26 protein-coding genes are annotated in these 25,979 nt (G+C 60.5%); 17 read left to right on the top strand and 9 right to left on the bottom strand.

Annotation, left to right across the window (positions count from 1 at the left end):
• The coding region (locus E0486_RS18685; RefSeq protein ID WP_131854611.1) for a T9SS type A sorting domain-containing protein at positions 1-444 on the top strand (444 nt) is incomplete at its 5' end.
• Between the two features lie 175 nt (positions 445-619).
• Here the strand turns inward: E0486_RS18685 and E0486_RS18680 are convergent.
• Positions 620-3,541, bottom strand: a complete 2,922-nt coding sequence (locus E0486_RS18680; protein ID WP_131854609.1) for a TonB-dependent receptor domain-containing protein — start codon at positions 3,539-3,541, stop codon at positions 620-622.
• Between the two features lie 209 nt (positions 3,542-3,750).
• On the opposite strand from E0486_RS18680, the gene E0486_RS18675 reads away from it, so the two are divergent.
• Both E0486_RS18675 and E0486_RS18670 read left to right on the top strand, forming a co-directional pair.
• Positions 3,751-4,362: a DUF5606 family protein gene (locus E0486_RS18675; protein WP_131854607.1), complete on the top strand. Its 612-nt coding sequence runs from the start codon at positions 3,751-3,753 to the stop codon at positions 4,360-4,362.
• Between the two features lie 297 nt (positions 4,363-4,659).
• Positions 4,660-6,396 carry a M3 family oligoendopeptidase gene (locus tag E0486_RS18670; protein ID WP_131854605.1) on the top strand — a complete coding sequence of 579 codons (1,737 nt, stop codon included), beginning with the start codon at positions 4,660-4,662 and terminating at the stop codon, positions 6,394-6,396.
• A 52-nt stretch (positions 6,397-6,448) separates the two neighbouring features.
• On the opposite strand, the gene E0486_RS18665 is transcribed toward E0486_RS18670, so the two are convergent.
• Genes E0486_RS18665 through E0486_RS18655 form a run of 3 tightly spaced genes read right to left on the bottom strand, consistent with a single transcriptional unit; the run spans position 6,449 to position 7,534 of the window.
• Positions 6,449-6,880, bottom strand: a complete 432-nt coding sequence (locus tag E0486_RS18665) for a hypothetical protein (protein WP_131854603.1) — start codon at positions 6,878-6,880, stop codon at positions 6,449-6,451.
• Positions 6,881-6,932: 52 nt separating this feature from the next.
• Complete coding sequence (locus tag E0486_RS18660) at positions 6,933-7,226, bottom strand: hypothetical protein (protein WP_131854601.1); 294 nt, start codon at positions 7,224-7,226, stop codon at positions 6,933-6,935.
• A gap of 11 nt (positions 7,227-7,237) precedes the next feature.
• Positions 7,238-7,534 (bottom strand): RNA recognition motif domain-containing protein, encoded by a 297-nt coding sequence (locus E0486_RS18655; RefSeq protein ID WP_131854599.1) that lies wholly within the window; start codon positions 7,532-7,534, stop codon positions 7,238-7,240.
• A gap of 319 nt (positions 7,535-7,853) precedes the next feature.
• On the opposite strand from E0486_RS18655, the gene E0486_RS18650 reads away from it, so the two are divergent.
• The 3 genes from E0486_RS18650 (at position 7,854) to E0486_RS18640 (ending at position 13,073) form a co-directional block, all read left to right on the top strand.
• Positions 7,854-9,584, top strand: a complete 1,731-nt coding sequence (locus E0486_RS18650) for a T9SS type A sorting domain-containing protein (protein ID WP_131854597.1) — start codon at positions 7,854-7,856, stop codon at positions 9,582-9,584.
• A gap of 201 nt (positions 9,585-9,785) precedes the next feature.
• On the top strand, positions 9,786-12,224 hold the full coding sequence (locus tag E0486_RS18645; RefSeq protein WP_131854595.1) for an alpha/beta hydrolase family protein: 2,439 nt from the start codon (positions 9,786-9,788) through the stop codon (positions 12,222-12,224).
• Between the two features lie 168 nt (positions 12,225-12,392).
• The gene (locus E0486_RS18640; RefSeq protein ID WP_131854593.1) at positions 12,393-13,073 is read left to right on the top strand and encodes an XAC2610-related protein; all 681 of its coding nucleotides are present in this window, start codon (positions 12,393-12,395) and stop codon (positions 13,071-13,073) included.
• 88 nt (positions 13,074-13,161) lie between these two features.
• Here E0486_RS18640 and E0486_RS18635 read toward each other — a convergent pair whose 3' ends face one another.
• Both E0486_RS18635 and E0486_RS18630 read right to left on the bottom strand, forming a co-directional pair.
• Entirely contained in the window at positions 13,162-13,605 is a 444-nt protein-coding gene (locus E0486_RS18635; protein WP_131854591.1) for a Fur family transcriptional regulator, read from the bottom strand.
• Positions 13,606-13,613: 8 nt separating this feature from the next.
• Positions 13,614-14,222 carry an SCO family protein gene (locus E0486_RS18630; RefSeq protein ID WP_131854589.1) on the bottom strand — a complete coding sequence of 203 codons (609 nt, stop codon included), beginning with the start codon at positions 14,220-14,222 and terminating at the stop codon, positions 13,614-13,616.
• A 204-nt stretch (positions 14,223-14,426) separates the two neighbouring features.
• On the opposite strand from E0486_RS18630, the gene E0486_RS18625 reads away from it, so the two are divergent.
• The 4 genes from E0486_RS18625 (at position 14,427) to E0486_RS18610 (ending at position 16,388) form a co-directional block, all read left to right on the top strand.
• Entirely contained in the window at positions 14,427-15,179 is a 753-nt protein-coding gene (locus tag E0486_RS18625) for a hypothetical protein (protein WP_131854587.1), read from the top strand.
• Positions 15,180-15,256: 77 nt separating this feature from the next.
• A complete protein-coding gene (locus tag E0486_RS18620; RefSeq protein ID WP_131854585.1) occupies positions 15,257-15,619 on the top strand; it encodes a hypothetical protein in 363 nt (120 codons plus the stop codon).
• 43 nt (positions 15,620-15,662) lie between these two features.
• A complete protein-coding gene (locus tag E0486_RS18615; RefSeq protein WP_131854583.1) occupies positions 15,663-15,914 on the top strand; it encodes a hypothetical protein in 252 nt (83 codons plus the stop codon).
• A gap of 51 nt (positions 15,915-15,965) precedes the next feature.
• The gene (locus E0486_RS18610; protein WP_131854581.1) at positions 15,966-16,388 is read left to right on the top strand and encodes a YybH family protein; all 423 of its coding nucleotides are present in this window, start codon (positions 15,966-15,968) and stop codon (positions 16,386-16,388) included.
• 123 nt (positions 16,389-16,511) lie between these two features.
• Here E0486_RS18610 and E0486_RS18605 read toward each other — a convergent pair whose 3' ends face one another.
• Positions 16,512-16,748 (bottom strand): hypothetical protein, encoded by a 237-nt coding sequence (locus E0486_RS18605; RefSeq protein ID WP_131854579.1) that lies wholly within the window; start codon positions 16,746-16,748, stop codon positions 16,512-16,514.
• A gap of 3 nt (positions 16,749-16,751) precedes the next feature.
• A complete protein-coding gene (locus tag E0486_RS18600; RefSeq protein WP_131854577.1) occupies positions 16,752-17,537 on the bottom strand; it encodes a glycoside hydrolase family 25 protein in 786 nt (261 codons plus the stop codon).
• Positions 17,538-17,614: 77 nt separating this feature from the next.
• Between E0486_RS18600 and E0486_RS18595 the strand changes: the two genes are divergently transcribed.
• The 4 genes from E0486_RS18595 to E0486_RS18580 all read left to right on the top strand — a co-directional run bounded on the left by E0486_RS18595 (position 17,615) and on the right by E0486_RS18580 (position 21,501).
• A complete protein-coding gene (locus E0486_RS18595) occupies positions 17,615-18,286 on the top strand; it encodes a hypothetical protein (RefSeq protein WP_131854575.1) in 672 nt (223 codons plus the stop codon).
• A gap of 192 nt (positions 18,287-18,478) precedes the next feature.
• Positions 18,479-19,507 carry a radical SAM/SPASM domain-containing protein gene (locus E0486_RS18590; RefSeq protein ID WP_131854573.1) on the top strand — a complete coding sequence of 343 codons (1,029 nt, stop codon included), beginning with the start codon at positions 18,479-18,481 and terminating at the stop codon, positions 19,505-19,507.
• 187 nt (positions 19,508-19,694) lie between these two features.
• Positions 19,695-20,141 carry a MarR family winged helix-turn-helix transcriptional regulator gene (locus tag E0486_RS18585; RefSeq protein ID WP_131854571.1) on the top strand — a complete coding sequence of 149 codons (447 nt, stop codon included), beginning with the start codon at positions 19,695-19,697 and terminating at the stop codon, positions 20,139-20,141.
• Positions 20,142-20,229: 88 nt separating this feature from the next.
• Positions 20,230-21,501, top strand: a complete 1,272-nt coding sequence (locus tag E0486_RS18580; RefSeq protein WP_243697480.1) for a glycoside hydrolase family 10-like protein — start codon at positions 20,230-20,232, stop codon at positions 21,499-21,501.
• 128 nt (positions 21,502-21,629) lie between these two features.
• Here E0486_RS18580 and E0486_RS18575 read toward each other — a convergent pair whose 3' ends face one another.
• On the bottom strand, positions 21,630-21,893 hold the full coding sequence (locus tag E0486_RS18575; RefSeq protein WP_131854569.1) for a hypothetical protein: 264 nt from the start codon (positions 21,891-21,893) through the stop codon (positions 21,630-21,632).
• A 68-nt stretch (positions 21,894-21,961) separates the two neighbouring features.
• On the opposite strand from E0486_RS18575, the gene rpoN reads away from it, so the two are divergent.
• The 3 genes from rpoN to lnt all read left to right on the top strand — a co-directional run bounded on the left by rpoN (position 21,962) and on the right by lnt (position 25,963).
• Entirely contained in the window at positions 21,962-23,452 is a 1,491-nt protein-coding gene (rpoN, locus tag E0486_RS18570) for an RNA polymerase factor sigma-54 (RefSeq protein WP_131854567.1), read from the top strand.
• Between the two features lie 128 nt (positions 23,453-23,580).
• Entirely contained in the window at positions 23,581-24,231 is a 651-nt protein-coding gene (locus E0486_RS18565) for a hypothetical protein (RefSeq protein WP_131854565.1), read from the top strand.
• 199 nt (positions 24,232-24,430) lie between these two features.
• Complete coding sequence (lnt, locus tag E0486_RS18560) at positions 24,431-25,963, top strand: apolipoprotein N-acyltransferase (RefSeq protein ID WP_165917420.1); 1,533 nt, start codon at positions 24,431-24,433, stop codon at positions 25,961-25,963.
• Positions 25,964-25,979: the final 16 nt, after the last annotated feature.

Genomic DNA, 25,979 nt, shown 5'->3' with positions numbered 1-25,979 from the left:
CAGGTGTCTTTTGTGACCAGCCGTGCGGCCGGTGGCAACAGCACCTCGGATATCAATTACACATTTGCTGAGAACATCACGGCAGGCAGCAAGTGGTATTATCGTTTGAAGCAGGAAGACCTCGACGGCCGCTCGAAGTACAGCGCGGTGGTCATGCTGAAAAGCGACAAGAGCGGTATCATCACCGTGGATGGCATTTACCCCAACCCCGTGAAGGGCGCTGCCTCGGTTCGCCTGCAGGCCTCGGCCCAGGGGGGCGACGTGGTGCTCCAGATCACGGATATGCAGGGCCGCGTGGTGCGTCAGCAAAGCGTGCTGACGGAAGCCGGTGCTTCCACCACGGTGAATATGGACCTGGCCGGGCTGGCCGCGGGTCCCTACCACCTGAAGGCGATCGCCGGCAATGGCGAGGCAAGCGAAGCGGTGACGGTGGTGAAGCAATAAGCACCGACCTCACCCCCAACCCCTCTCCAGGGGAGCGGGGAGCACAAAGGCCCCGCGGTGCGGGGCCTTTGTCATGGGGAGCGGAGTGCGTTTCGCAGAGGCCGCCCTGTCCTTTTATTAGGATTCCCCGGCGCCCGTTGGCGCTCCCCTCCCGCCCGGGGAGGGGGTGGGGTGGTTACCGCGTACCCGCCGCGGCGCGGTTGGCCGCCCGGGCGGCGGCCGTGCCGAAGTTGCGCAGGTTGTAGGTGAAGGTGAGCAGGAAGTAGCGTTGCAGCACCTGCGTGGTTTGCGTTTCGATGTAGGTGGGCTGCACCTCGCGGAGGATGCTTTGGTTCTGGCCCAGCAGGTCGAACACCGACAGGCGGATGTCGGCATTGCGGCTCTTACCCAGCTTCTTGCCCACGGCCAGGTTCCACAACGTATAGATCTGGGAAGGGGTGCCCGAATAACCCGAATAATACTGGTTGCTCGCGTCGGTCTGCAGCAGCCAGCCGTTCTTCGACAGCAGGTTGAGCTGCACCGAGGCAACGTGCTGGAAGTAGCTGAAGCGCGAGACCGAATCTTTCGACGTGGTGCGGCTGTTGACGTCGTTGAAGTTGGCCGTGTACGATACGGTGAAGTCCACGTGCTGGCTGATGTTGCTCGCCGCCACGGTGCCGAGGCTGAACACCGTGTTGTCGGTCTGCGTGCGCACGTTGTTGACGATGCCGGGCAGGCGGTTCCACTGCACGCCGGTGTTGAAGTTCAGGTTCGTCTTGATCGGCTTGATGGGAAAAGCGTAGTTGACGAGGCCGCGCAGGCTGCGGTAGCCATCGAGGTTGACGGGCTTATTGAGCTGCGCCAGTTGTGGGATCTTGTAACCGGCTACCACCGAATCGGCCTGGGTAGGCTGGAAGGTGGCGGTGGAGATGTAGTTGTTGGCGGCCTGCCCGAACAGGTTGAGCACCAGCAGCTGGCCCTTGGCTGTGTTCGTGAACGTATACTGGCCGCTCAGCGTGTGCGTGTATTGCGGGTCGAGGTCGGGGTTGCCCACGGTGTAAATGGGGGCGTTGGTGAAGTCCACCACACCCTGCAGCTGCGTCACCGACGGTGTAGCCACCTGCGCGCGGTAGTTGAAGCGTACCGAGCTGCGGGTGCTCAGCTTCCAGCGCAGCATCGCGTTGGGCAGGATGTTGTCGAAGGCGTTGTCTACGTTGAGCGGGCGCGGGAAGGTCTGGTCGCTGCGGAGGCGCGTGTGCTGGTAGTTGGCGCCGAATGAAACCATGCGGTCGCGGTCGCCGAAGCGGTAGGAGAGGCCGGCGTTCTGTGCGTCCGTGCGGTTGTTGAACCGGTTCGACAGCGAGTCTACGAAGCGGCTGTATTTACCCTGCGCGGAGTCGAAGGCGTAGGTCTGCTGGTCGGCGTTGCTGCGCGATACCACGGGGTTATAATTGAGCTGCAGCTGCGCCTTCTTTCCGATGGGTTCGATGTAAATGAAGTTCGTATTGAGCTGCCAGCCGTCATTGTCCTGGTCGGTGAAGCGCTGGCTGGCCGAGTCGTTGCCCGGCGTCGTGCCGAAGAAGCGGCGGTCGCGGGTGCTGACATAGGTTTCGCCGGTGCGCTGGTTGGAGGTGCGGTTGACGTTGATGGAGAAGGTGCGGCCACGTTTGGCGAAGGAGTGGCGGTACAGCAGCGACCCGTTGACGTTGTTGCCCTTGCGGCTGCTGTTGCTGTTGTTGGCCGTGAGGCGCTCGGTGAGGCCCGCGTTGTTGGTGTTGTAGCCGAAGAAGCGGGCGGTCTGCCGCTCGGTTTCGTTGAGCTGGAACGACAGGCTGGGGGTGAATATGAGCTGGTTGAACGAGTCGATGCGCCATTCGAGGCGGCCGTTGATGCGGTGGTTGGTATTGTTGCTGAAGGAGCGCGTGGTGTCGGTGGTGCGGCTGAAGGCGTTCTTGCTGGCGGCGAAGTAGTCGGTGACGGATTCTTCGTAGGTATTGTTGCGTCCGTTGTTGAAGAAGTAGGAGCCGGTGACGGTCAGGTTTTTCTTTTTCCCCCAGAGGTCGCTGAAGTTGACGCCGAGGGCGGTGGTGCGGTTGATGCCCTGCTGCTGGCCCACGAGGAAGTTGGCCGAGGACCCGAAGTTGCCGTTGGCGCCGCCGGTCTGCGGGCGGCCACCGCCGCCGCTGCGTCCTCCGCCGCCCTGGCGGCCGCCACCGCGGTTGCTGCCGGTGGAGGTAACGCCCAGCAGGTCTTGCTGCGCAAAGTTTTGCTGGTTGATGTTGTTGAAGTTGCCCACGATGGAGATGCGGCGGTTTTCTTTGAGGATGGTGGTGTTGCCGCCGGCGCTGTAGCGCAGGGCGGAGGCCTTCTCGTCGGTGCCGGCGCCGGCGTAGATGCGGCCGAACTGCCCGTTGCGCATATTGGCTTTCGTAACGATGTTGATGCCGCGCTGGGAATTGCCGTCGTCGAAGCCCGTGAGCTGCGCCTGGTCGGAGAGGCGGTCGAACACCTGGATCTTGTCGATCACCTCGGCGGGCAGGTTGCGGAGGGCGGCGGTGGCGTCGTCGCCGAAAAGCTCGCGCCCGTCGATGGTCACCTTCTGCACGGCCTCGCCGTTGGATTTCACCTGGCCGTTTTCGATGGTGATGCCGGGGAGCTTGCGCACGAGGTCTTCGGAGGAGGCGTCGGGATTTACCTTATAAGAGGAGGCGTTGAACTGCACGGTGTCGTTCTTCTGCATGGCGGGCGGGGTGGTGCCCACGATCACCACGCCCTGGAGCTCCTTGCTGGAGCGGGGCAGCAGGATGTCGTCGAGGTCGGCGCTGCTGTTGCTGTCGAGGCGGAAGGTCTGCTCGTATTGCGCATAGCCCACGTAGGAAAAGCGCACGCGGAACGAGTCGGGGCGGAGGCCGTCGAAGCGGAAGCGACCGAGGGAGTCGGTGTTGGTAGTGACGAAAAACGAAGAGTCGCGGATGGAGCGCAGGCCCACGGTGGCGCCGCGCAGGTTGACGAGCGTTTCGGGGTCGCGCACGCGGCCGCTGACAGAACCCGTCTGGGCGTTGGTGGCCACAAAACACAGCAATGCCAGGGAAAACAATACGGCTCTTCGCAGGAACATATCCGGGGGAATTTTGGCCAAAATTCAGCTAAAACCATTCCGGACGGGAGGCGGCGAGGTTAATTAAGGTGAAAGACGTGAATAGGGTTTTTAAGGTTTTGATAGTTCTGAAGGTTCTTAGGGTTTGCCAGGTAAACCGGCAGAACCCTAAAAACCCTCAGGACCTTACGAACCTTTGGTTATATTGCAGCCCCTTTAAAACCCAACCCATGGAGTACAACAGAATTGTAGCCGTGACCGGCTTACCCGGGCTGTATGAGATTGTGAGCAGCAAGAACGACGGGGCGCTGGTGCGTTCGGTAGAAGACAAGACCACCAAATTCGTTTCGTCGCGCATACACAACCTCTCGCACCTGGAAAGCATCGAGATCTATACCAGCGGCGAAAACGTGAACCTGGCCGAAGTGTTCGAAGCTATGAAAGCAAGCGGCGTGGCCCTGCCCGACGTGAAGGACAGCAAAGCCCTCAAAGGCTACTTTGAAAAAGCGTTCCCCGCCCTCGACTTCGAGCGTGTGTATACCAGCGACATGAAGAAGATGGTGAAGTGGTATGAGTCGCTCAACGCCAACGGCATCGCGTTCAAGGTGCCCACGGCCCCCGCCGAGGACGGCACCGACGCCCAGGCTGGCAGCGAAACCGAAGCCCCGGTAGCCGACGCAGCTGCAGAAACGGCCGGGGAAGCCAAGCCCAAGAAGGCGGCCCCGAAGAAAAAAGCGGCTCCGAAAGCGGAAGCTTCCACCGACGGCGACGACGCCGCCACCGAGGAAAAGCCCAAGAAAAAGGCCGCTCCGAAGAAGAAGAAAGACGACGCGGCCGAATAAGCTGTGTGGCACGATAAAAAAGCCTCCCGGGACACGGGAGGCTTTTTGTCATTGCGGGCCCCGCTGAGGCGGGATAAACTCCGCGCAGCGGCCTCCTCCGTCACGAAAACTCCGCTCGCTTTGAAAGCGCTTTTAATGGAAGTCGCTTAAAGTTGGGTACGGTCTTAAAGTCGCGGAGTTTGCTTCGCTGCGCGCGCAATGACGCCGAAGGCCGTCGTCGCACACAGCCCCCCCCGCCGGGCCTGGTTTTTTCATTGGCCCTGCTTTACTTTCACCAATCACCATTCACTATTGACCATGAACTACAGCGCGGATATTCAGAAGCTGCCCCGTCATTTTCTCCCCGAAGATTTTAAAGTGACCGACTGGGCCGGCCTGCAGCCTTACTTCGAAGACCTTGTCAACCGCAACATCGACCAGCGCGATGCCCTCGAGCAGTGGCTCCGCGACCTCTCCGAACTCGAAGCCGTGGTGGGCGAAGACGCCGCCTGGCGCCAGATCCGTATGACCTGCGACACGGAGAATAAAGCCCTAGAAGACGCCTTTACCTTCTTCGTAACGCAAATCCAGCCGCCGATGCAGCCCTACGCCGACCGCCTCAACCGCAAGCTGGTGGAGTCGCCGCTGGCCGCCGAGCTCGACCCGGCGCAATACGGCACCTACCTCCGCTCCGTGCGCAAAAGCATCGAGCTGTTTCGCGAGGCCAACATCCCGCTGCAATCCGAGACCTCCGTGCTCGCGCAGCAATACGGCGTCGTTACCGGCAAGATGAGCATCGAGCTCGACGGCCAGGAATACACGCTGCAGCAGGCCGCCAAGTTTCTCGAAAGCCCCGACCGCAGCCTCCGCGAGCGCGTGTATTTCAAGATCCAGGAGCGCCGGATGCAGGACAAGGACACCCTCAACGATATGTATACGAAGCTCGTGGACCTGCGCACGCAGATCGCCAAAAACGCCGGCTTCGACAATTACCGCGACTATAAGTTCGTGGAGATGGGCCGCTTCGATTATACCAAGGAAGACTGCTTCCAGTTTCACGAAGCGGTGAAGACGCACGTGCTGCCGCTGGTGGATTTCATTTACGACCGCAAGCGCCAGAAGCTCGCCCTGCCCAACCTGCGCCCCTGGGATACCGAGGCCGAGCCCGAAGGCATCAAGCCGCTCACACCCTTCCAGACCGGCGACGAGCTGGTGAACAAGACCGTCGACTGCTTCCGCAAGCTCGATCCCTTCTTTGCCGACTGCCTCGTGAAGATGAAAGAGATGAACCGCTTCGACCTCGACTCGCGCAAGGGCAAGGCCCCCGGCGGCTACAACTGCCCGCTCGAGGAAACAGGCGCGCCCTTCATCTTTATGAATGCCGCCGGCCAGATGAGCGACGTGACCACGATGGTGCACGAAGGCGGCCACGCCATCCATTCCTTCCTGGCCCACAAGCTGCCGCTGACGGCCTTCAAGCAATACCCCATGGAGATCGCCGAAGTGGCGTCAATGGCCATGGAGCTGATGAGCATGGACTACTGGGACGTTTATTTCGACAACGAGGAAGACCTGCGTCGCGCCCGCGAGCACCAGCTGGAGCGCGTCATCAGCATCTTCCCCTGGATCGCCACGATCGACAAATTCCAGCACTGGGTATACGAAAACCCGACCCACACGCTGGACGAACGCGCCGAAAACTGGCGCCGCATCGTCAACGATTATACCTCGCTCTCCATCGACGTAACGGGGCTCGAAGAATTTCGCAAGTATTCCTGGCAGCGCCAGCTGCACCTCTACGAAGTGCCGTTCTATTATATCGAGTACGGCATCGCCCAGCTCGGCGCCATCGGGTTGTGGAAGCAGTTCAAGGAAAACCGCGAAGGGGCGGTGCGCAATTATACCAACGCCCTGTCGCTCGGCGGCACTAAAACGCTACCGGAGCTTTACGAAGCGGCGGGCCTCAAATTCTCGCTTTCCCCCGACCACATTGCCGACCTGATGCTGTTTGTGAACGAAGAGCTGAAGAACGTGACGCACCCGCAGGTACATTAAACAATCGTCCGGTTACGGAAGCGAAACCCCGCCTGAGCGGGGTTTCGCGTGTTTAACAGGGTAGGCGGTTGGGCACTGGGCGCGGCGCGCCGGCCAGCACGAGCTCTTCGCCGGAAAGCAGGAAATAAAGATTCTGCAGGGTGTGCAGGCTGGCGATCTCTTTCAGGATGGTACGGTGCCCGAAGTCGAGCGCGGTATGATCGCGGTCCAGCTCCATGCTGAAGGTGCCGGGCTTTTTCGGATGCTGCCAAAGTTTGAAGTGCGGGTGAAACACGTAGGCCAGCCGGCCGAGCAGCTCGTCGCTGAGCGCAATGCCTTCGAGGGCGGGGTCGTCCACACAACGGAAGCCGTGGCCGTCGGGGCCTTCGTAGCCCACGCAGGGGCCGTCGGCGAACATGGGGTCTTCGTGCAGCAGGGTGACCGTGCAGATCGTTTGATCGACCCACACGTGGTTGCCGAGACGCAATTCTTTGATCGGGATCATGGGCAAGTATTTAGTCCGGATCGCTCCGGGGTAAGGCGTTCACAAAGCGGGCTCAGGCGCAGTGCTGCACAAAGCGGTACAGGTATCCCTGAATGAGTTGCCGCAGGTGCAGGTCGATGGCGCCCAGCTGCGGCACGCCCTGGTGCTGTTGCAGAAAATACCGGGCTTCGTCTTCGAGTATGCCGCGCAGCGAGCGGAGGTGCTGCTCGCGGAGGGCGCCGTAGATCCGCTCGTTATGGGCGCGGTCGATGCCTTGCACGGCTTCTTCAAAAGCGTTCAGCTGCCCGAAAAAGGCGCGGCTGGCCACAGGGTGGAAGCGGGCAAGAATCTGGTCGGCGTCGTTCATCGCTTCGTTTTTTAATAGATGCCGGGCGGTATCGTGCCGGCGGCCGAAGAAGGGGCGCGGAAGGTTCTCCGCTGCACCGTTACTTCCTGCAGGGTAATGCGGTGACCGTTCCAAAGGCTGTTGTGAAGCGTGTCGATGGCGGCCTTCGCTTCGGTGTCATCCATCGTCACAAAGCCGAAACCGCGCGAGTTCCCGGTACATGCATCGAGGGCGATCTCAGAATGGGTAGCGATGCCAAAGGGGGCCACAAACGCTCTCAGGTCAGCACAGGTAACTGCACCATTGAAATTGGCAATGTAGATCTTCATAATGTGCGGTTGAATTGAACAGGATGCAGGAGTGGAGGAGCGAGAGGGGGAGAAAAGAAATCCGGCGCTGATGCCTGATGCTCAATGAACATTGAAGGTAGGCTAGTTTGCGGCGGCAGCCCTTTTTGTTTTCGGCCTTCACAATTAATTGGCTCCGCCAGCCACCGCTGCGCTAGCGCTGTGCTTCCACAAAAAGGCCGGGTGCTTTTTTTGCAGGTACCTACACATCCCCCCCAAACTTATTGAATGACTCAGCCATGCCCTGCCGGCCCTATCCTGCAGGCACCGCTGTTTTTACCTGAAACCAAACCGTCTAACCATGAAAAAACACCTGTTCAGCATCCTGCTGCTCATCCTTTCCGTGTGCCTATACGCACAGCGCGGAAGACGGGCGCCCGCTCCCGTGGCGGCGCCCCCGACATTTCAGCTTTCTTCCGCCAACGGCTTGCCGCGGCCACTCCTGTCCCGTCTTACGCAGGACGAGCCGGCGCCCGACAGCATCGCCTACCCCGGCACGCCGTATTGCCGCGACACGGGCAGCGCGCAGCCGCTGGTCACCGGAACACCGGGCGGCTCTTTCTCGGCTACGCCGTCGGGCTTGCCCATCGATGCCGCTACCGGGATCATCAACCTGTCTACGGCGCAAGCAGGCACCTACACCGTTACCTACCGTGCTGGCAGCAGCAGCGTTACTACCTCGGTGGCCATCCGGCCTGATAGCTTCGTGGCCGGCCAGCCCAACCAGGTGCTGTGTGCGGGAACCGCGGCTCCGGCCACGGTCTTCGACGGGCTGCCTGGTCTTGCCTACAGCTGGACGAACGCCGCCCCGGCCATCGGCCTGCCGGCCGCCGGCACCGGCGACCTGCCCGCCTTTACGGCGCAGAACAGCGGCACAGCGCCCCTCCTGGCCAGCATCCGCGTGCAGCCCAGCGGCGGCAGCGGCTGCAGCATCCAGGCTTTTGTGTTCCGCATCACCATCAATCCCACACCCACCGTGAACGCCGTAAGCAACCAAACGGTTTGCGCGGGCCAGTCCACGACGCCGGTGATTTTCACCGGGGCTGTTCCCGGGACCATATTCAGCTGGACCAACGACAACAGCGCCATCGGACTGGTGGCCGCCGGCACGGGCACCATTCCCGCATTCCTGCCCCTGAGCCCGAACGGCCTTCCGCAAACGGCTACCATCAAGGTAACGCCCCGCGCCAATGCCTGCAACGGCACACCCATTGCTTTCAACCTCAGTGTGTCGCCGGCGGCAGGCAGCATCAGCTACTTGCAAGCGTCGTATTGCCCCGGCGGCCGGGCCTTCGTGCAGCGCACCGGCTCGGGTGGCGGACAGTTCAGCGCAGCACCTTCGGGTCTCAACCTGGATGCGCAGAGCGGCACCGTGAACCTGGCGGCCTCTGCGGCCGGCTCCTTTACCATCACCTACTCGGTAGCAGCCGGTAGCGGCTGCAACGCAACGGCCACGACGTCGCTCACCGTGCTGCCCCGCGCCACCGTCAACCCGGCGCCCAACGCGGTTTTCTGCAACGGGCAGGCGAGCACGCCGGTTACGTTCAGCGGCAATGCCAGCAGCTACCGCTGGACCAACGACAACCCCTCCATCGGGCTGGCGACGGGCGGCACGGGCAGCCTGCCGTCGTTCGTGCCCACCGGCACAGGGACCGCTACCCTCCGCGTAGTGCCTGAAGGCGGCGCCGGCACCTGCACCGGCAAGGCCATGGTGTTCCGCATCCGGGTGGCGGATTGCTCCGTCGCCCCCGAAGACAGCGTGGTCGTGCCACCCGGTGCGCTGCGTACCGCCGCCATTACCCTGTTTCCCAACCCCACGCGCGGGCTGGTTACCGTGCGGGTGGAAGGCTACAGCGGCCCGTTGAATGCCACGCTGGTCACCTCGGCGGGTTTCGTGAAAAAAGGGCTGCTGTACGTGCGGAACAATACCGCCACGCTCGATATGGGCGGCTTGTCAGCCGGCTACTACATCGTGCAGCTCTCCGACCCCTTCACCGGGGAGACGGTGCAGCGGTCGCTTGTGCGGCAGTAATGAAATCTGCTAATGAGCCAATCTGCTGGTCTGCTAATAAGCGAACGCCGCTCCGGAGGAGCGGCGTTCGTATTGATGGGACAGCCGGGAACGCATTTTTTCCTTGCTGCGGACTGCGGCAGGCGTATGCGCTTTCGCTGTAAGCAACCGCTGCCGGTACAGCGGCACATTTCGTATTTTGCTACCCATCAATCCCTGCACATGAAGAAAATCCTCCTTACCCTGTTCCTGGGCGGCTCCCTGCTGGCGCAGGCCCAGGACGGCCTTACCTACCAGCTTCCGCCCAAGGCCATCGCCGACCTGCTGCTGGCAAAGCCGACCCCCAGCGTATCCGTAGACGACAAAGCCCAATGGATGCTGCTCGCCGAGCGCAATTCCTACCCGTCGGTGGAAGAACTCGGTCAGCCGGAGCTGCGCATCGCGGGCCTCCGCCTCAACCCCAATAATTTTTCGCCCACGCGCCAGACCTACAGCAACGGCTTTCGCCTCAAGCACCTCGCCAGCGGCAAGGAGCACGCCGTGAGCGGGCTGCCCGCCGACCTCAGCGCCGGCCCCGCCCAGTGGAACCCGTCGCAGACCAAGGTGGCTTTCCTGTCCATCAGCGCCAACCGGGTAGACCTCTACGTGGTGGACGTGGCAACGCAAAAAGCGGTGAAGATCAACAAGCAGGCGGTCAACAACACGCTGGGCAGCGCCTTCGCCTGGGCCGACGACAACACGATCCTGTACAAGGCCGTGGTGCAGCCCGCAACGGCCGCACCCAAAAAGAAGATTACGCCCCGCGGGCCGGCGGTGCAGCAAAACCTCGGCAAGGCGGCGCCCAGCGCCACTTTCCAGGACCTGATCAAAACGCCGTACGACGAGGAACTGTTCGACTTCTACGCCACCGCGCAGCTGACGCAGTGGAAAGGCGGCGTTGAAACGAAAGTGGGCGCCCCGGCGCGTTACCTGTCGTTCAGCCTCTCGCCCGACAAAAACTACCTGATGATGCGTACGATCCGCAAGCCTTTTTCGTACCTCGTAACGGCCGGCGGCTTTCCCTCGGCCGTTACCCTCACCGACCGCGCGGGCAAGACCGTGAAGGTGCTGGCTGAACTGCCTTCCTCGGAAGGCACGCCGAGCGGCTACGACAACACGCAGAACGTGCCCCGCGCCTTCGACTGGCGCGACGACGAGCCCGCCACCATCACCTGGGCGCAGCCCCTCGACAGTGGCCTCATCCGCAAAGCAGTGCCCCACCACGACGCCGTGTATGCGCTGGCGGCGCCCTTCAGCGGCACACCGAAAGAATTGTTTAAAACAGAGATGCGCTACCGCGGCGCCACCTGGGGCAACAGCAGCGTGGCGCTGGTGGAAGAAGGCCTGCGCTCGAAGCAGCTGAGCCGCATCGACGTGTACCATGCCGGCAGCGGCGCGCTGGCGAAGCTGTACGACCTCAGCCAGACCGACGCCTACAACAATCCCGGGTCGCCGGTGCTGCACCGCAACACCTGGGGCCGTAATGTGCTGCTGTTTACCGCCAACGGCACGAAGCTGCTGTACAACAACCCCGTTGGTTCCTCGCCCCAGGGCGATCGCCCCTTCCTGGCCACCCTGGAGCTACAGACCGGCAAGCGGGAAGTACTGTGGCGCTGCCCCGAAGGCCAGTACGAATACGTGGCCGATGTTATCGACGCCGAAAAAGGCCTCCTGCTCACCCGCCGCGAAAGCCAGCAGCAGGCACCCAACTACTACCTCCGCGACCTGAAGGCCGGTTCCGAAAAAGCCCTCACGGCCTTCGCCAACCCGTATCCCGGGCTGCAGGGCGTGACGAAGCAAAAGATCAAATACCAGCGCGCCGACTCCGTGGACCTCACCGGCGACCTGTACCTGCCCGCCGGGTACAACAAGGAAAAAGACGGTCCGCTGCCCGTGATCGTATGGGCCTACCCGCGCGAGTACCAGTCGGCCGCCGACGCCGCGCAGGTGCGCGGCTCGCAGTACCGCTTTACGACCGTTTCCTGGGCTTCGCCGGTATTTTGGGTGACGCAGGGCTACGCTGTGCTCGACAACGCCGAGATGCCTATCGTGGCCAGGACCGGCGCGCGCCCCAACGACAACTTCCGCCAGCAGCTCGTGTGGAATGCCGAGGCGGCCATCAACAAGCTCGCCGACATGGGTGTGGGCGACCGGGCCCGCGTGGCAGTGGGCGGCCACAGCTACGGCGCTTTCATGACCGCCAACCTGCTGGCCCATACAAAGCTGTTCAAGGCCGGGATCGCCCGCAGCGGCGCCTACAACCGCACGCTGACGCCTTTCGGTTTCCAGAACGAAGAGCGCACCTACTGGCAGGCCCCCGAGTTCTATACCGAGATGAGTCCGTTTACGTATGCCGATGCCATCAAGACGCCGCTGCTGCTCATTCACGGCGACTCCGACGACAACCCCGGCACCTTTCCCATCAACTCCGAGCGGCTGTACAACGCCATCAAGGGCCATGGCGGCACCGTGCGCTACGTGTCGCTGCCCTACGAGGCCCACAGCTACCGCGGCCGCGAAAACCTGCTGCACCTGCTGTGGGAGCAGAATGCCTGGCTGGAGAAATACGTGAAAAGCCCCCTGACCCCCGAAGGGGGCACTAAGGCCAAAGAAACCTTCTAAATTCCGGACCCGACCTTTGTTGTGAAACGACCCGATCCCTTGCGATCGGGTCGTTTCATCCCCCTTCCTCTCGGGAAGGGGTAAGGGGATGGGCGGCTCCTTTAACACACAATTGGCCTCCGACCGTCGGGGCTTTTTTCGAACTTTGTTGTCTTCCAACTCCATTCCATGAAACCCTTGCGCCGTCTTCTTTTTCATCCCGTTTTATTGCCCGGTATCGCCCTTACCTTTTTCAGCTCCTGCAGCAGTGAGCCGAAGCGTCCTTTCGGACAGTGGCCGGTAAAGCCGCCCGCCGGCGTGCAGCCCGCTTCTTATACCGGCGACGGCCCGACGCGGCAGGCGCACCTGCGCCTGGCGGTCAACGGCGACGTGTGGGAAGGATCGCTGGTATACCGCGGCGCTGAGTTCGACTCGCTCCGCACGCTGCATTGCAGCAACGAGCAGCTGGGAGCAATCCTCGCCGGCGAAAGCCGCAACTGCTTTGCGGTGCCCCTGTTCCAGGAGACCGATACGACGCTCGACCTGACGGAGCGCTGGGTGAGCCGCGACTTCGAGGAAGGCGGCCGCATTATCACCGAAGACGTCAACTTCGACGGCCACCCCGACCTGGTGCTGCTCAACGCACAGGAGAGCAGCCTGAGCCAGCGCAGTTACCACGTGTGGCTCTACAACGCCGCGCGCCGCGCCTACTACTTCTGGGACCTGGCGGCCCGCGCCGGGGGAGAGCTGCTGGCCCGCAACCGCCATCGCCGCGAGCTGCTCGTGGCCACGCCCGACAGCGAAACGAAAGTGTTCCGGGTAACGGGCGACACGACGCTGCGGCCCGTTACGCGGGAGCGCGGTTTGTAACGCGGAGAAGCAAAGAAAGTACTTTGTACACGGAGCAAGCGTGCCGCAAGGCGAGCTACTTCCGACTTCGCACTTCCCACTTCCCACTTCATCCCGGGTTGCACTCCCGGCAGATGCCGTGCATAAGCACCTGCACCGAGCTGGCGCGGTAGCCTTCGTGCAGGTTGATGCGCGGCGTGACCACGCCGTCGAGGCAGTAGGTTTTGTGGCAGTTGTTGCAGATGAAATGCACGTGGTCGTCGTGGTGGTGGCCTTCGTCGCAGTCCTTGCACAGGGCATAGAGCACTGAGTTGTCTGCGGTGGGAATGGTATGGAGGATGCCTTTATCCACGAAAGTCTGGAGCGTGCGGTATACGGTTACGCGGTCGAATTTCTCGCCGGCCTTTTTTTCAATGTCGCCATGTGCGAGCGCGTCGGGGTGCGCCAGGAAGATGGACAGGATCTTCTTCCGGCTGTCGGTGATGCTGAGGGTTTTGCGCCGCAGGATCTCGGCGATGCGGGCTTCTGTTGCTTTGTGTGTGGAGGCGCCCATGGGCAGCTTTATTTCTTCAGCAATTTACGGATCTCTGCCTCCATTTCCTTCAATTCACTTGTTTTCAGCCCGTCGTAGATGTGCAGCACTTTGCCGTCGCGGTCTACCAGCGCCACGAACTGGGTGTGCAGGAAGTCGTCGTCGATGTTGGCCACGCTGTTGTTGGGGTCGTCGATCTTGTAGCTGAGGCGGGCGGCCTTGTACAGGCTGTCTTTGCGGCCCGTAAGAAACATCCATTGCTGCGTGTTCACGCCCATCGAATCGGCATAACGTTTCAGGGTGGCGGCGGAGTCGCGGCCGGGGTCGGAGGTATGCGACAGCAGGAGGAAGTCCTTTTCCCCTTTGAACGCCTCGTAGATCGGCTTCAGGTTGTTGTTCATCTTGGGGCAAACGCTCTTGCAGGTGGTGAAAAAGAAGTTCACCGCGGTCACTTTGCCGGCGATGTCCTTTTCGGTGACCGTCCGGCCGTCCTGGTTGATAAAGGAGAAGGGTTGCACTTCCGATACCGGTGGCAGGCGGTTCTTGAAGAAATCGGGCACGGCGATGGCCAGCGCGGCTACGAAGCCGAGGAACAGTATGGAGAAGAACCCCACGTAAAAAAGGCGTTTGCGCGACATGCGGCAAAGGTACGGCCGGCGCGGCCTCCGGGGCCTGACGCTGATGGGGCCGGCACCCCGCGATGGGAAAAAAAACATTTTTTTCTGTGTTTTTTCACATGGAAACGCCCTTCCGGGGAAAGTACCTTGGTTGCTCCAATGGCCATGGACGGAGCATCCCGAAAATCCGGTTCAAAGAGTAGGGACCTAATAAACACTTTTAACATGAAAAGCTTCCTATTTTTTATTCTGGCACTGGTAGTGTTCCTAAATGCCCATGCCCAAACCAAGATTACTGACGCAGTTCGCGCTCTCTATTCCAACCAGTTTTACGAGTCTTTATCTGGCTCTGTTCAAGTGCACCAAACAAAGGTCAATACCGCTGTCCTGACGCTCAGTACGACATCATCGAACCTTTATGATCGTGCATTTGTGTTGACATCCGATAAGGCACAACCCTTTCCGGAACTGAGCAGCAAGCAAGCCTCGATTTTTATTCATAAGGATCAAAGAGTAGTCTTCCTGATCGACAACCAACTCGAAAAAGTGTTTGTATTCGGCCTAGATGAAGCGGAAACGCAAAAAGAAATCGAAAGGTTGAGAAACAACGAGATCATCGGAAAAAACCTGGCCAGCGACGTTTTCCTTGCTTACGGACTATCCTACCTGACTGGTGGTTGGAAAGGGGATGCGTTGGCAAAAAGCACTTATCAGGATCCATTCAATTACCTGGCTGCAGCAGATGTTACCGGCCGCAATGGGATTAGTAAAGAGGCCGAGGATTTCGCGAAAAACGCGCCCCTTGCTGAAAATATCTGTTCGAAAGGATCGTGTACTTCAGGTGGGGCAGGTTCATCGGATTGTGAAATTAAAGAAGAGTATATGGGTATCAATCAAACCTGTAAAGTGCATTGTAAGGATGGCTATTATTCTTGCTGCTCCGCTAAATCTACTCGCTGTTATTGCTGCAAGGACTAAGGATCGCGACGACCAGTTCGACGTTAATTTGTTCAGTTGTCGGAGCTTATTTCTAAATTTATCAAAACCAAAGCTGTATGAAAAAGTTTGCAACAAGAGGCCGCATTCTGGTGCTGGCCTTTTGCACCCTGTCCCTTTCGGCTCTTGCCCAAAGCAAAAGTAATTGCAAGGACTCTAAAAAGGTGAAGGTTCTGTTCCACAACCGGATGAGTCAAAAGGACCTGGATCGAATCGCGGAAAACATGGCGAGTCTGCATTTCAAGATCAGCTACCTGCAGCGCAAATTCGACGCATCAGGGCACCTAAGCTACCTGAAGTTTTCTGTGGACACACCGGATGGGTTTTCCGGAAACGCCGGTGCTTCGCTCAGTGGTCAGAAATTTGGATTCGTGCGCAATTGCCGAAATAAAAAAGCGCCTTTTGTAGTGGGCAATCTTTGAGATCGGTTCGTCTTCTCTGTTACCGGATTAAAACCACCTCCATATGAATGAAATCCTCCTTGTCGTAGCTTTCGCTGTCGTAATGGTCGGCGGTGCCTACTATACGTCGCGGATTACAAGGCCTGCCCGGACCTACATGCGGATCGGATGCAGCCTGGTACTTATCGCCATGGCCTGGCTGGTAGCATCCAATGGCAGCCGGCAAAACTCCTGGTTTCTTACCGCTGTCGCCGTTAGTGTGATCCTCGGTGAGCTCTGGGAGCTGCGGAAGCCGAAAGCGAAGCGGATACAATGAAGCCTCAGGCCCCGACGATAACCGTCGGGGCCTTTTCGGTATCTTCCGCCCATGAAACGGATCCTGCTCGCCCTCTGCCTGTTCCTGACGTTGTCTGCCGCCGCCCAAAGCCGCGACGAAGCCGCCGTGCGCGCCGTGCTCGACCGGCAGGTGGCCGCCTGGAACCGGGGCGACATCCCCGCCTTCATGGAAGGCTACTGGAAAAGCGACTCCCTCCTGTTCATCGGCTCCAAAGGCCTCACCTACGGCTGGGACAAGACGCTGGCCAACTACCTTAAGGGCTATCCCGACACCGCCACCATGGGAAAGCTCTCGTTCGAGCTGCTGCTGCTGAAGCGGCTCGCCAAGGACTATTATTTCGTGGTGGGCAAGTGGCACCTCGCCCGCAGCAAAGGCGATGTGGGCGGCCACTACGACCTGCTGTTCCGCAAGGTGAAAGGCCGCTGGGTGATCGTGTCGGACCACACGTCGTGAAGCGTGAAGCGTGAGGCGTCAGCCGTGAGCCGTGAGCGCTGACGCCTATAACGAAGAACGGATGCCAACGGCATCCGTTCTTTTTGCCGCGCATCGCGTTGCTCACGGCTCACGGCTGACGGCTCACGATTTCCAGAGGCGCCGGTAATACCAGATCAACCCCGTCAGGGAAAGGGCGAAAAAGCAGTAGAAGAAAATATTGAAGCCGTCGACGCGGCCTCGGTACACGATGCCCCAGCCGAGGTAGAGGCCAAAGAGCGCCATGAACAGCATCCAGAAAAGACCCAGGAACAGGGTCCGGAGCACTTTTTTCAGGTAGCGCCGCATCTCGGGGTCAAAGCTCCGGTCGTATTCATCCATGCGTCAAGGTACTAAGAGCGCGCGAAAAGCAGTGGAGTCGCCGCTGAAAACGTTGAAATCCACGCGTGCGCGGATGCCGTTCACGTGGCCCTGCTCGGAGTGTTGCCAGAAGGCCCAGGTGCGCGTGATCCGCGGCCCCTCGGGCTGCAGGTAGTGCGCCACCCACAGCGGGTAGTCGTCGAAATGCCCCTGCAGGTAGCGCTCGTAAAAATTGAGGTACGTATACAAAATAGGGCGTACGCCGTAGTACCGTTCGGTGATGTCGAGCCAGGCCTTCAGCTCGCGGCGCAGCAAGTCGGGCTTTACATTGGCCGCCCCTTCGATGTCCACCACCGGCGGCAGGTCGCCCTGCTCGAGGGGAACGGTGCGGATGAAGTGCTCGGCCTGCAGGCGCCCGCTCTTGCCCGGACTGAAAAAATGGTAGGCACCCCGCACGATCCCCGCCTTTTTGCTCCCCTTCCAGTTTCGGCGAAACTGCGGGTCGGCACTCGACACGCCCTCGGTGGCCTTGATGAAGGCAAATCCGATGCGGATGCCGTCGATGTCCATCGCGCTGACCGAACTCCAGCCGATGCCTTCCTGGTAGCGGCTGACATCGATACCGTGGATGGCGTACTGCGTGGGCATCGAAATGCCGAACTCGGGGTAGCGCACCATGCCGGTTTCGTCGCGCTCCTGCCACCACAGCCAGGTCAGCCAGCCGAGGCAGGCCAGCACAAGCAGCAGCGCCAGCACGATAAAGCGCTGGACGTATTTGCGGGTTTGCTTCGTGCGGCGGGAGCGGGCCATGGCTGCGAAACTAGGGAAGGAACCGCAGAACAAGGAACAGGGGAATTGAAGTACCTTACGGTTCCTAAATCACCGTCATGAAAAGGCTCCTCATCGCCTCGATTCCCCTCCTGTTCTCCCTTACTGCCGGCGCGCAACAGGCTACACTGTCCACCGGGCCCGGTATGACGCGCACCCAGGTTCAGGCCCAAATCGATTCCGTGCGCGCCCGCAACTTCCCGCCCGCCACGGCCGAAGGCCTTTCGGCTGCGGAAATGGCCCGATACGAGGAGCTGGCGGTGAAGCACCGGTTAGCACCGGATGCGCCCTTTTATTCGTATGCCGGCCTCATCACCGCGGCCGAGCAGGACGAACTGCTGTCCCTGTTTCGCCGCATGAATCGTACGCAGCAACTGTCCCAGCGACTCCAGTTTGTGCGTCCCGAGCCTCCGAAACCCGCGGTGACACTTTCGGAAGCCGACTTCAACGCCTTCAAAGACTCCACGCACTTTACCTTACTGGTCGATTTCCGGCCCATGGCCAACAGCAACCTCGATGCGTATAAAACCTCCGATTTTGCCTGGTACTCCGTGGATCCAAGCTTGGGGCGCCGCGCCGGCAGCGCCTATTTCACCCAGCGGGTGCTGTTGCAAACCGTGCGCAACCACGAGCAGGCAAATGAGCGTTATGAAAAGTACAAAAACAGCTACCAGATGGTCTATGGCGGCACGTTCCTGCGCAAGACCCGCGTGGAGCGGCCGTCCAACTGAAGGCGGCAACCGGCAAGGCGCGGAACCCAGAGAAACAATGCTGGTACGGCAGGCGGCAGGCGCAGCCGGATATCCGTTGTCGGGATGTTACCGACGCACACGAACGAAAACCTGCGTTCATCCTAAAAATCATAAAAGATCTGCGTCGTTTCTCTCTCCGCCGCTTGCGGCGCGCCGCCTACCTTTGCGCGAATGCCCTTCAACTGGACCGATAGCCTGAACTTCCTGTCGAAGCTGACGCCGCGCCGTGTGTGGAACATGACGAAGGTGTGGAGCTCGTACTACCTGAGCCGCTGGACCGGCAAGGCCGTTCATTGGGGCATGCCCATCTCCATTTCTTTCGAGCCCACCACCAGCTGTAACCTGCGCTGCCCCGAATGCCCCTCGGGCCTCCGCGCCTTTACACGGCCCACGGGGATGCTGCAGAAAGACTTCTTCCGCGACACCATCGACAGCCTCGCCCCCGACCTGAGCTACCTCGTGTTTTATTTCCAGGGCGAACCCTTTCTCAACCCCGGTTTCCTGGAGATGGTGCGCTACGCCACGCAAAAAAAGATCTACACCGCCACCTCCACGAATGCGCATTACCTCAAAGACGACGTAGCCCGCCGCACCGTGGAGAGCGGCCTCGACCGCCTCATCATCTCCATCGACGGCACCACGCAGGAAACCTACGAGCAATACCGCGTGGGCGGCCGCCTCGACAAAGTGCTCGAGGGCGCGCGCAACGTCGTGAAGTGGAAGCGGGAGCTCAAAAGCAAAACGCCCTTCGTGGTGTTCCAGTTCCTGGTAGTGCGCCACAACGAGCACCAGGTGGAAGACGTCCGGCAGCTGGCGAAAGAGATCGGGGTGGATGATGTGTGGTTCAAGACCGCGCAGGTATACGACTACGAAAACGATCCCAACGGGCTCATTCCGCAAAATGGCAAATACAGCCGCTACCGTAGAAATACGGAGGGCCGGATGGAATTCAAGGGCAACAACGCCAACCACTGCTGGCGCCTCTGGCACGATCCCGTCATCACCTGGGACGGCGCCGTGGTGCCTTGCTGCTTCGACAAGGATGCGCAGCACCGCCTCGGTCACCTGCGCCAGCGCCCCTTTGCCGACATCTGGCGCAGCGGCGAGTACCAGCGCTTCCGCACCGAAGTACTGCAGAGCCGTAAGAATATCGATATCTGCGCCAACTGCTCCGAGGGCGTCAAGGTGTGGGAAACGTGAAACGTGAGGCGTGAAGCGTGAGCCGTGAACCGCAAGCGCGGCAGAAAACGGGTGCTCCACGCCTTAAGCCTTTCGATACCGGCGCCAGCGCTCAGGCTTCACGCCCGGCGGCTCACGAATTTCCAACTTCCGACCTCCCACTTTAAGACTTCGCTGTCTGGCCGCTCCCTACCTTTATTTCCGCTATATGGGTCTAGAACAAGATATCCGCCAGACAAAGTTTGTCAGCGCCAAGCAGAAAGCGATGATCAACCTGCTGTATACCTACGGCTGGGTGATGGAGCAAATCAAAACCTTTCTCGCCTGCGAAGACATCACACACCAGCAATACAACATCCTCCGCATCCTGCGCGGCGCGGCGGCGCCGCTGTCGACGCTGCAGATCCGCGCCCGGATGCTCGATAAAATGAGCGACACCTCGCGCATCGTGGACCGCCTCGTGGCCAAGGAGCTGGTGCAAAAGGTGACCTGCGCCAAAGACAAGCGCCTCGTGGACGTGACCATATCCGACAAGGGCCTCGCCCTGCTCGCGCGCCTCGACAAGGGCGATGACCATATCCAGGCGATCATGAAAAGCCTTAGCGAGAACGAAGCCGCCCAGCTCAGCACCCTGCTGGATAAGATCCGCGGCTAAAGCCGCGTTAAATGATGCACCCCTTAATTCGTTTATTAGTAATCTTGAGCGGATTCCGCCAGTCTTAAGAACCCCCACCCGTTATCGTATGAAAAAAGCCACCTTCTTCCTGTCGCTTTTACTCGCTTCCGTTTGCTCGTTCGCCCAGGTGGCGGACAGCAGCAAGATGGCCTCCCGCGACAGCCTGCCCTCCGGCGCGCCCCGCTATGAATTCCGCGGCGTATGGATGGCTTCCGTAGACAATATCGACTGGCCCGCACGCGGGCAATACAACGTCGACTCACAGCAGATCGACTTCCGCCGCCAGCTGGACCTGCACAAGGCCAACGGCATGAACGCCATGGTGGTGCAGGTGCGCCCCGCCGCCGACGCCTTTTACCCCTCGCCCTACGAGCCCTGGAGCCAGTGGCTTACCGGCCAGCAAGGCCGCGCGCCGCTGCCCCTCTGGGACCCCGTGGCCTTCGGCGTCGAAGAAGCCCACAAGCGCGGCATGGAATACCACGCCTGGCTCAACCCGTACCGCGCCACCTTCAGCATCGCCAAATCCTCCATCGCCCCCGGCCATATCACGAAGCAACACCCTGAATGGTTTCTCGACTATGGCGGCACCCGCTACTTCGACCCCGGCAACCCCGAAGCGCAACAGTGGGTGGTGGACGTGGTGACCGACATCGTGAGCCGTTACGACGTGGACGCCATTCACATGGACGACTACTTTTATCCCTACCGCATCGCCGGTAAGGAATTCCCGGACAGCGCCTCCTTCCGCAAATATGGCAACGGCCTCGAAAAAGGTGCCTGGCGCCGCAGCAATACCGACTCCATCATCAACAAGATCGGCCGCGCCATCAAGGAAGCAAAGCCCTGGGTGAAGTTCGGCATCTCGCCCTTCGGCGTGTGGCGCAACAAGAGCACCGACCCCGAAGGTTCGGCCACGCAGGCGGGTCAAACGAATTACGACGACCTCTATGCCGACATCCTGCTCTGGCTCCGCAAAGGCTGGATCGACTACGTGACGCCGCAGCTCTATTGGGAGATCGGCTTCTCCAAGGCAGACTATACCACATTGGTAGACTGGTGGGCGAAGCACAGCTATGGCCGCCACGTATACATCGGCCACGGCATCTACCGCTACTACGAAAGCAATCCCGCCTGGAAGCGGCAGGACCAGATCCCACGGCAGATCGAGTTGCTGCGGAAGTACCCGCAGATCCAGGGCTCGCTCTACTTCAGCTCCAAAAGCTTCGAGCGCAACCCGAACGGCTGGAACGATACGCTCCGCCTGAATTATTACCGCGTACCCGCGCAGGTGCCGCCGATGCCCTGGCTGGCCGGGCGACCCTCTCTAGCAAGTAATTAAGTGGGCCTTCGGCAAAGGAAGTGGGAAGTTCGTGAGGCGTGAGCCGTGAGCCGTGAGTGCTAACGCCGGTAATCAGGAATGGATGCCTTGGGCATCCGTTCTTTTTGCCGCGCTTTGCGCCTCAAGCCTCACGGGCGCTTCGCGCCCGGTTTCTGTTCCAAATAATCCACATATTCCTTGCTGCCCAGGCGCAGGAAAACCGGGCGTCCCGTCGCCTTTTGGAGCGACCATTCGGTGCGGCAGAAAAACGAAAGCCGGCGGGTATAGAAATCCGGTGGCACCGTTTTTATAGATATAGGGGCAATCGAATCGGGGCGCGGCTTTCCCAGCTGCGCGTCGCAGTCCAGACAAAAAAACAACAAACAACCTAAGCCGGTCCACCGCTTCGTCATCCCGGATGATTTGGTGTAAATTTACGGCGTGAATGCTTGACGCGGAGACCCCGCAGAAACCGAGGATTATGAGCCTGAATCAGAGTTTACAACAAAAGCTGTTACAAAAGCTGTCGCCCCAGCAGATTCAATTGATGAAACTGCTGCAGGTGCCTACGGCCATCCTGGATGATCGCATCAAGGAGGAACTGGAAGAAAACCCCGCGCTCGAGCTCGCCGACGAAGGCTTCGAGGGCGATGAAACCCCCGACGAGTTCGCCTCCAACGACTCCGACGACGACTATACCGAAGACAGCGACAGCAACGACGACCCCTACGAGAATATCGATATCTCCGACTACGTATCGGAAGGCGACGACGACATCGCCGACTATAAGATGCGCGACGAGAACTACGGCGACCAGGAGGAAAAGACCACCCTGCCCTACCGCGTGGAAACCTCCTTCTACGAACAGCTCGAAGCCCAGCTCGGAATGCTCAACCTCGACGAACGCCTTTATAAGATCGCCGAGCAGATCATCGGCTCCATCGACGAAGACGGTTACCTGCGCCGCGAGACGTCGGCCATCGTGGACGACCTCGCCTTCCGGCAGAACGTGATGACGAGCGACGAAGAAGTGGAAGGCCTCATCAAGCGGATCCAGAATTTCGACCCGCCCGGCGTCGCCGCCCGCACCCTCCAGGAATGCCTCATCCTCCAGCTGAACCGCCAGAAGATCGACGGCAAGGAAGTGGACATCGCCATCGCCGCCCTCACCCGCTACTTCGACGAATTCACCAAGAAGCACTACGAAAAGATCCAGCGTGGCCTCAACCTCAGCGACGAAGGCCTCAAGGACGTGATGACCCAGATCACGAAGCTCAACCCGAAGCCGGGGGGCAACGTGGGCGAGATCAACAAAGCCGAGAGCTACGTGGTGCCCGACTTCTTTATCTACAACAACGGCGGCAAGCTCGAACTGACGCTCAACTCAAAGAACGCCCCCGAGCTGCGCATCTCCGAAGGCTACCGCGACATGCTGAAGGAATACGACCGCGGCCAGAAAAAAGACCGCCGCCAGAAGGAAGCCGTCCTGTTTATCAAGCAAAAGATCGACTCCGCCAAATGGTTCATCGACGCCATCAAGCAGCGCCAGCATACCCTGCTCAGCACGATGACCGCCATCATGAACCACCAGCAGGAATTCTTCATGACCGGCGATGAGACCTCGCTCCGCCCGATGATCCTCAAAGACATCGCCGAGCGCACCGGCCTCGACATCTCCACGGTGAGCCGTGTGGCCAATTCCAAGTTCGTGCAGACCGAGTTCGGCACCTACCGCCTCAAGTTCTTCTTCTCCGAATCGCTCACCACCGACTCGGGCGAGGAAGTGTCCACCCGCGAGGTGAAAAAGATCCTGAGCGACCTCATTGAAGGGGAAAGCAAGAAAAAACCTCTTTCCGACGAGCGCCTCACCGAGCTGCTGCAGGAAAAAGGATACAATATCGCCCGCCGCACCGTAGCCAAATACCGCGAGCAGCTCAACATCCCGGTGGCCCGCCTCCGGAAAGAGCTCTGAGGAGTACTAGATTACTTGAGTACATGATTACTTGAATACATGAGGGAACCTACACCTCTAAAATCATGTAATCATGTACTCAAGTAATCAATTAATCGTTCTCCCTCCTTCGCTACCTTTGCTCCCTCATGACCCCCGACACGCCTGCAGCACCTGCTTTCCATCCCGCCCTCCGCTGGGGCGCCGAATTCATTTCCGTGGTGCTGCACCCGCTGTTCATCCCGGTATATATCCTGCTGTTCACCCTGTGGGTGAGCCCGCTCACCATCGCGCTCGACCCGCTGGTGAAAACGCGGATCTCGCTTTCCTTCGGGCTGATGTACATCCTGTTTCCGCTCGTAACGGTGCTGCTGGCCAAAGGCCTCGGCTTCGTGGACTCCATCCGCCTGCGCTCGCAGAAAGACCGCATCATTCCCTACGTGGGCTGCGGCATTTATTACTTCTGGATGTGGTACGTGCTGCACAAGCAGGGATCCTTCCCGCTGCCGCTGGCGGCCTTCGCCCTGGGCGTGTTCCTCGCCTCCAGCGCGGGCCTCGTGCTCAACGCCTGGCTTAAGATCTCAATGCACGCCCTCGCCGCCGGCACCGGCGTCACCTTCCTGTTTGTGCTGGCCCTCGCCTCGCCCTTTGCCTGGGGCTTCTACCTTTCGGTAGGCCTGCTGCTGACCGGGCTTATCTGCACGGCCCGCCTGCTTTCGGGCGACCACAACAGCGCCGAAGTATACAGCGGCCTCTTTGTGGGCGCACTCTCCATGATGATCGCCGCCTGGCTTTCCTGACCATTTGCCGTATTTATACGGAATTTTTGACGCCGCGGAAATTATCTCGCGGCGTCGTCTATATTTGCTGTCAATAAGGATTTCCCCTGACCGTCCTTTACCGATTGCGCCGTATCACCAAACAACACACTACCAAGTTGCGCCCCGGGCGCTCCTGCTTATGACCACTGCAACGCGTCCCCTTCACAAGGAAACCGTCGTGCAAGCCCCGCCTCCCCCGCGCGGCTTCCTGCGCCGCCATTGGCTGCCCCTGCTGCTCGCCTGCGTGTGCAATACGCTGGCGGTGGCCCGCGTGCAGTATGTGCCGGGTCTTCTGGCTGTGGCCTGCGCCGCCATCCTGTTGCTGCAGGCCCGGAGCCTGCGCGAGGCCGCCGTAACGGGTGTGGCCTTTATGTGCGGAACGGCCATCCTGCTCAATTACTGGATGGTGCCGGTGCTGCTGAAATACACCGGTGGCAACTGGCTCATGGCTATCGGCTGCTACGTGGCTTCCTGGACCCTGATGGCACCCTTTTTCGGGCTGCAGTTCGCCCTTTTCGCGTTCCTGCGCCGCCGGGGCAGCAGCGCCGCCGCCCACTGGGGCAACGCCCTGTTCTTTGGCGCCGTGTGGGTGTTGTTCGAATGGGGGCGCGCCTGGCTGTTCAGCGCCGTGCCCTTTATGAGCTATGCCTGGGGCTCCGCCGCGGGACAAAGCACGTTGCTGCTGCAGCCCGCGGTGTTTGGAGGCGTGTTTGCGCTGACCTTCCTGCTGGTGGTTCCCGCCTACCTCTTCGCCGTTTCCTGGCATACGCGCCGCTGGCGCGCCGCCCTGCCCGCAGGGGCCCTGCTGCTGTTGCAACTTACGGGCGGATGGGCGCTCCACCGCGCTGCCGAAACGAAAGCGGCCAGCCTGCCTTCCATAGACGTGGCCCTCGTGCAACCCGCCCTGTCTACCGACCTTTTGTGGGATCCCGAAAACGGCAACCAGCTCGTTCAACACCTCCTCGCCCTCAACCGCCAGGCGGCGGCATTGCGCCCGGCGCTTACCGTGTGGACCGAAACCACCGTGCCCTGGACCTACCGACCCGACGACGACTTTGTGGGCGCGCTGCGAACCACGAGCACGGCCGCCGGCTCGGCAATGCTGCTCGGCATGTCGTCGGACGGCACCGCGGCCGACCCGCTGCGGAGCAACTCGCTGTACCTCTTTGACGGGGCAGGCGCGTTGCAAGGGCGTTACGACAAACAGGAATTGCTCGCAGGCGCCGAACGCCCCTTTGTGGGCGGACTGGTACTGCCTTTCCAGAGTGGCAACGGCACGCGCTTCCGCGCCGGGTCGGGCGGCGCCCCCGTGCCGTCGGCCTGGGGCCCGGCCGGACTGCTGCTGTGCAACGAGGCCACGATTCCCGCGCAAGCCCGCGCCCGCGCCGCCGCCGGCGCTACCTGGCTGGCTGTGCTGGGCAACGACAACTGGTTTGCCGACACCTATGTGGCGGCAGGGCACTTCAACCAGTGCCGCATCCGCGCCGTGGAGAACCGTAAGGACCTTGTCGTGAACATCAACATGGGCGTGGCCGGCGTCATCCGGGCCGCCGGCGATATCGCCGCCCGCTTCGACGGCCACGAGCCCGCGGCGCGCCCCGCCAGCCTGCAACTGCACGAGGGGCTGCCCCCTTCGCATCTCTTCTTCAACCTGTTCATCCTGGTCGTATTGGCGACCTGTAACCGCTTTTTTTCGAAACCTAAACAATAATCCCCAAACACACGAT

The sequence above is a fragment of the Flaviaesturariibacter aridisoli genome (genome assembly GCF_004343705.1).
Lineage (GTDB): Bacteria > Bacteroidota > Bacteroidia > Chitinophagales > Chitinophagaceae > Flavisolibacter > Flavisolibacter aridisoli.
Note: the sequence above shows the minus strand (reverse complement) of the source record. Positions and strands in the feature narration are given on the sequence as shown.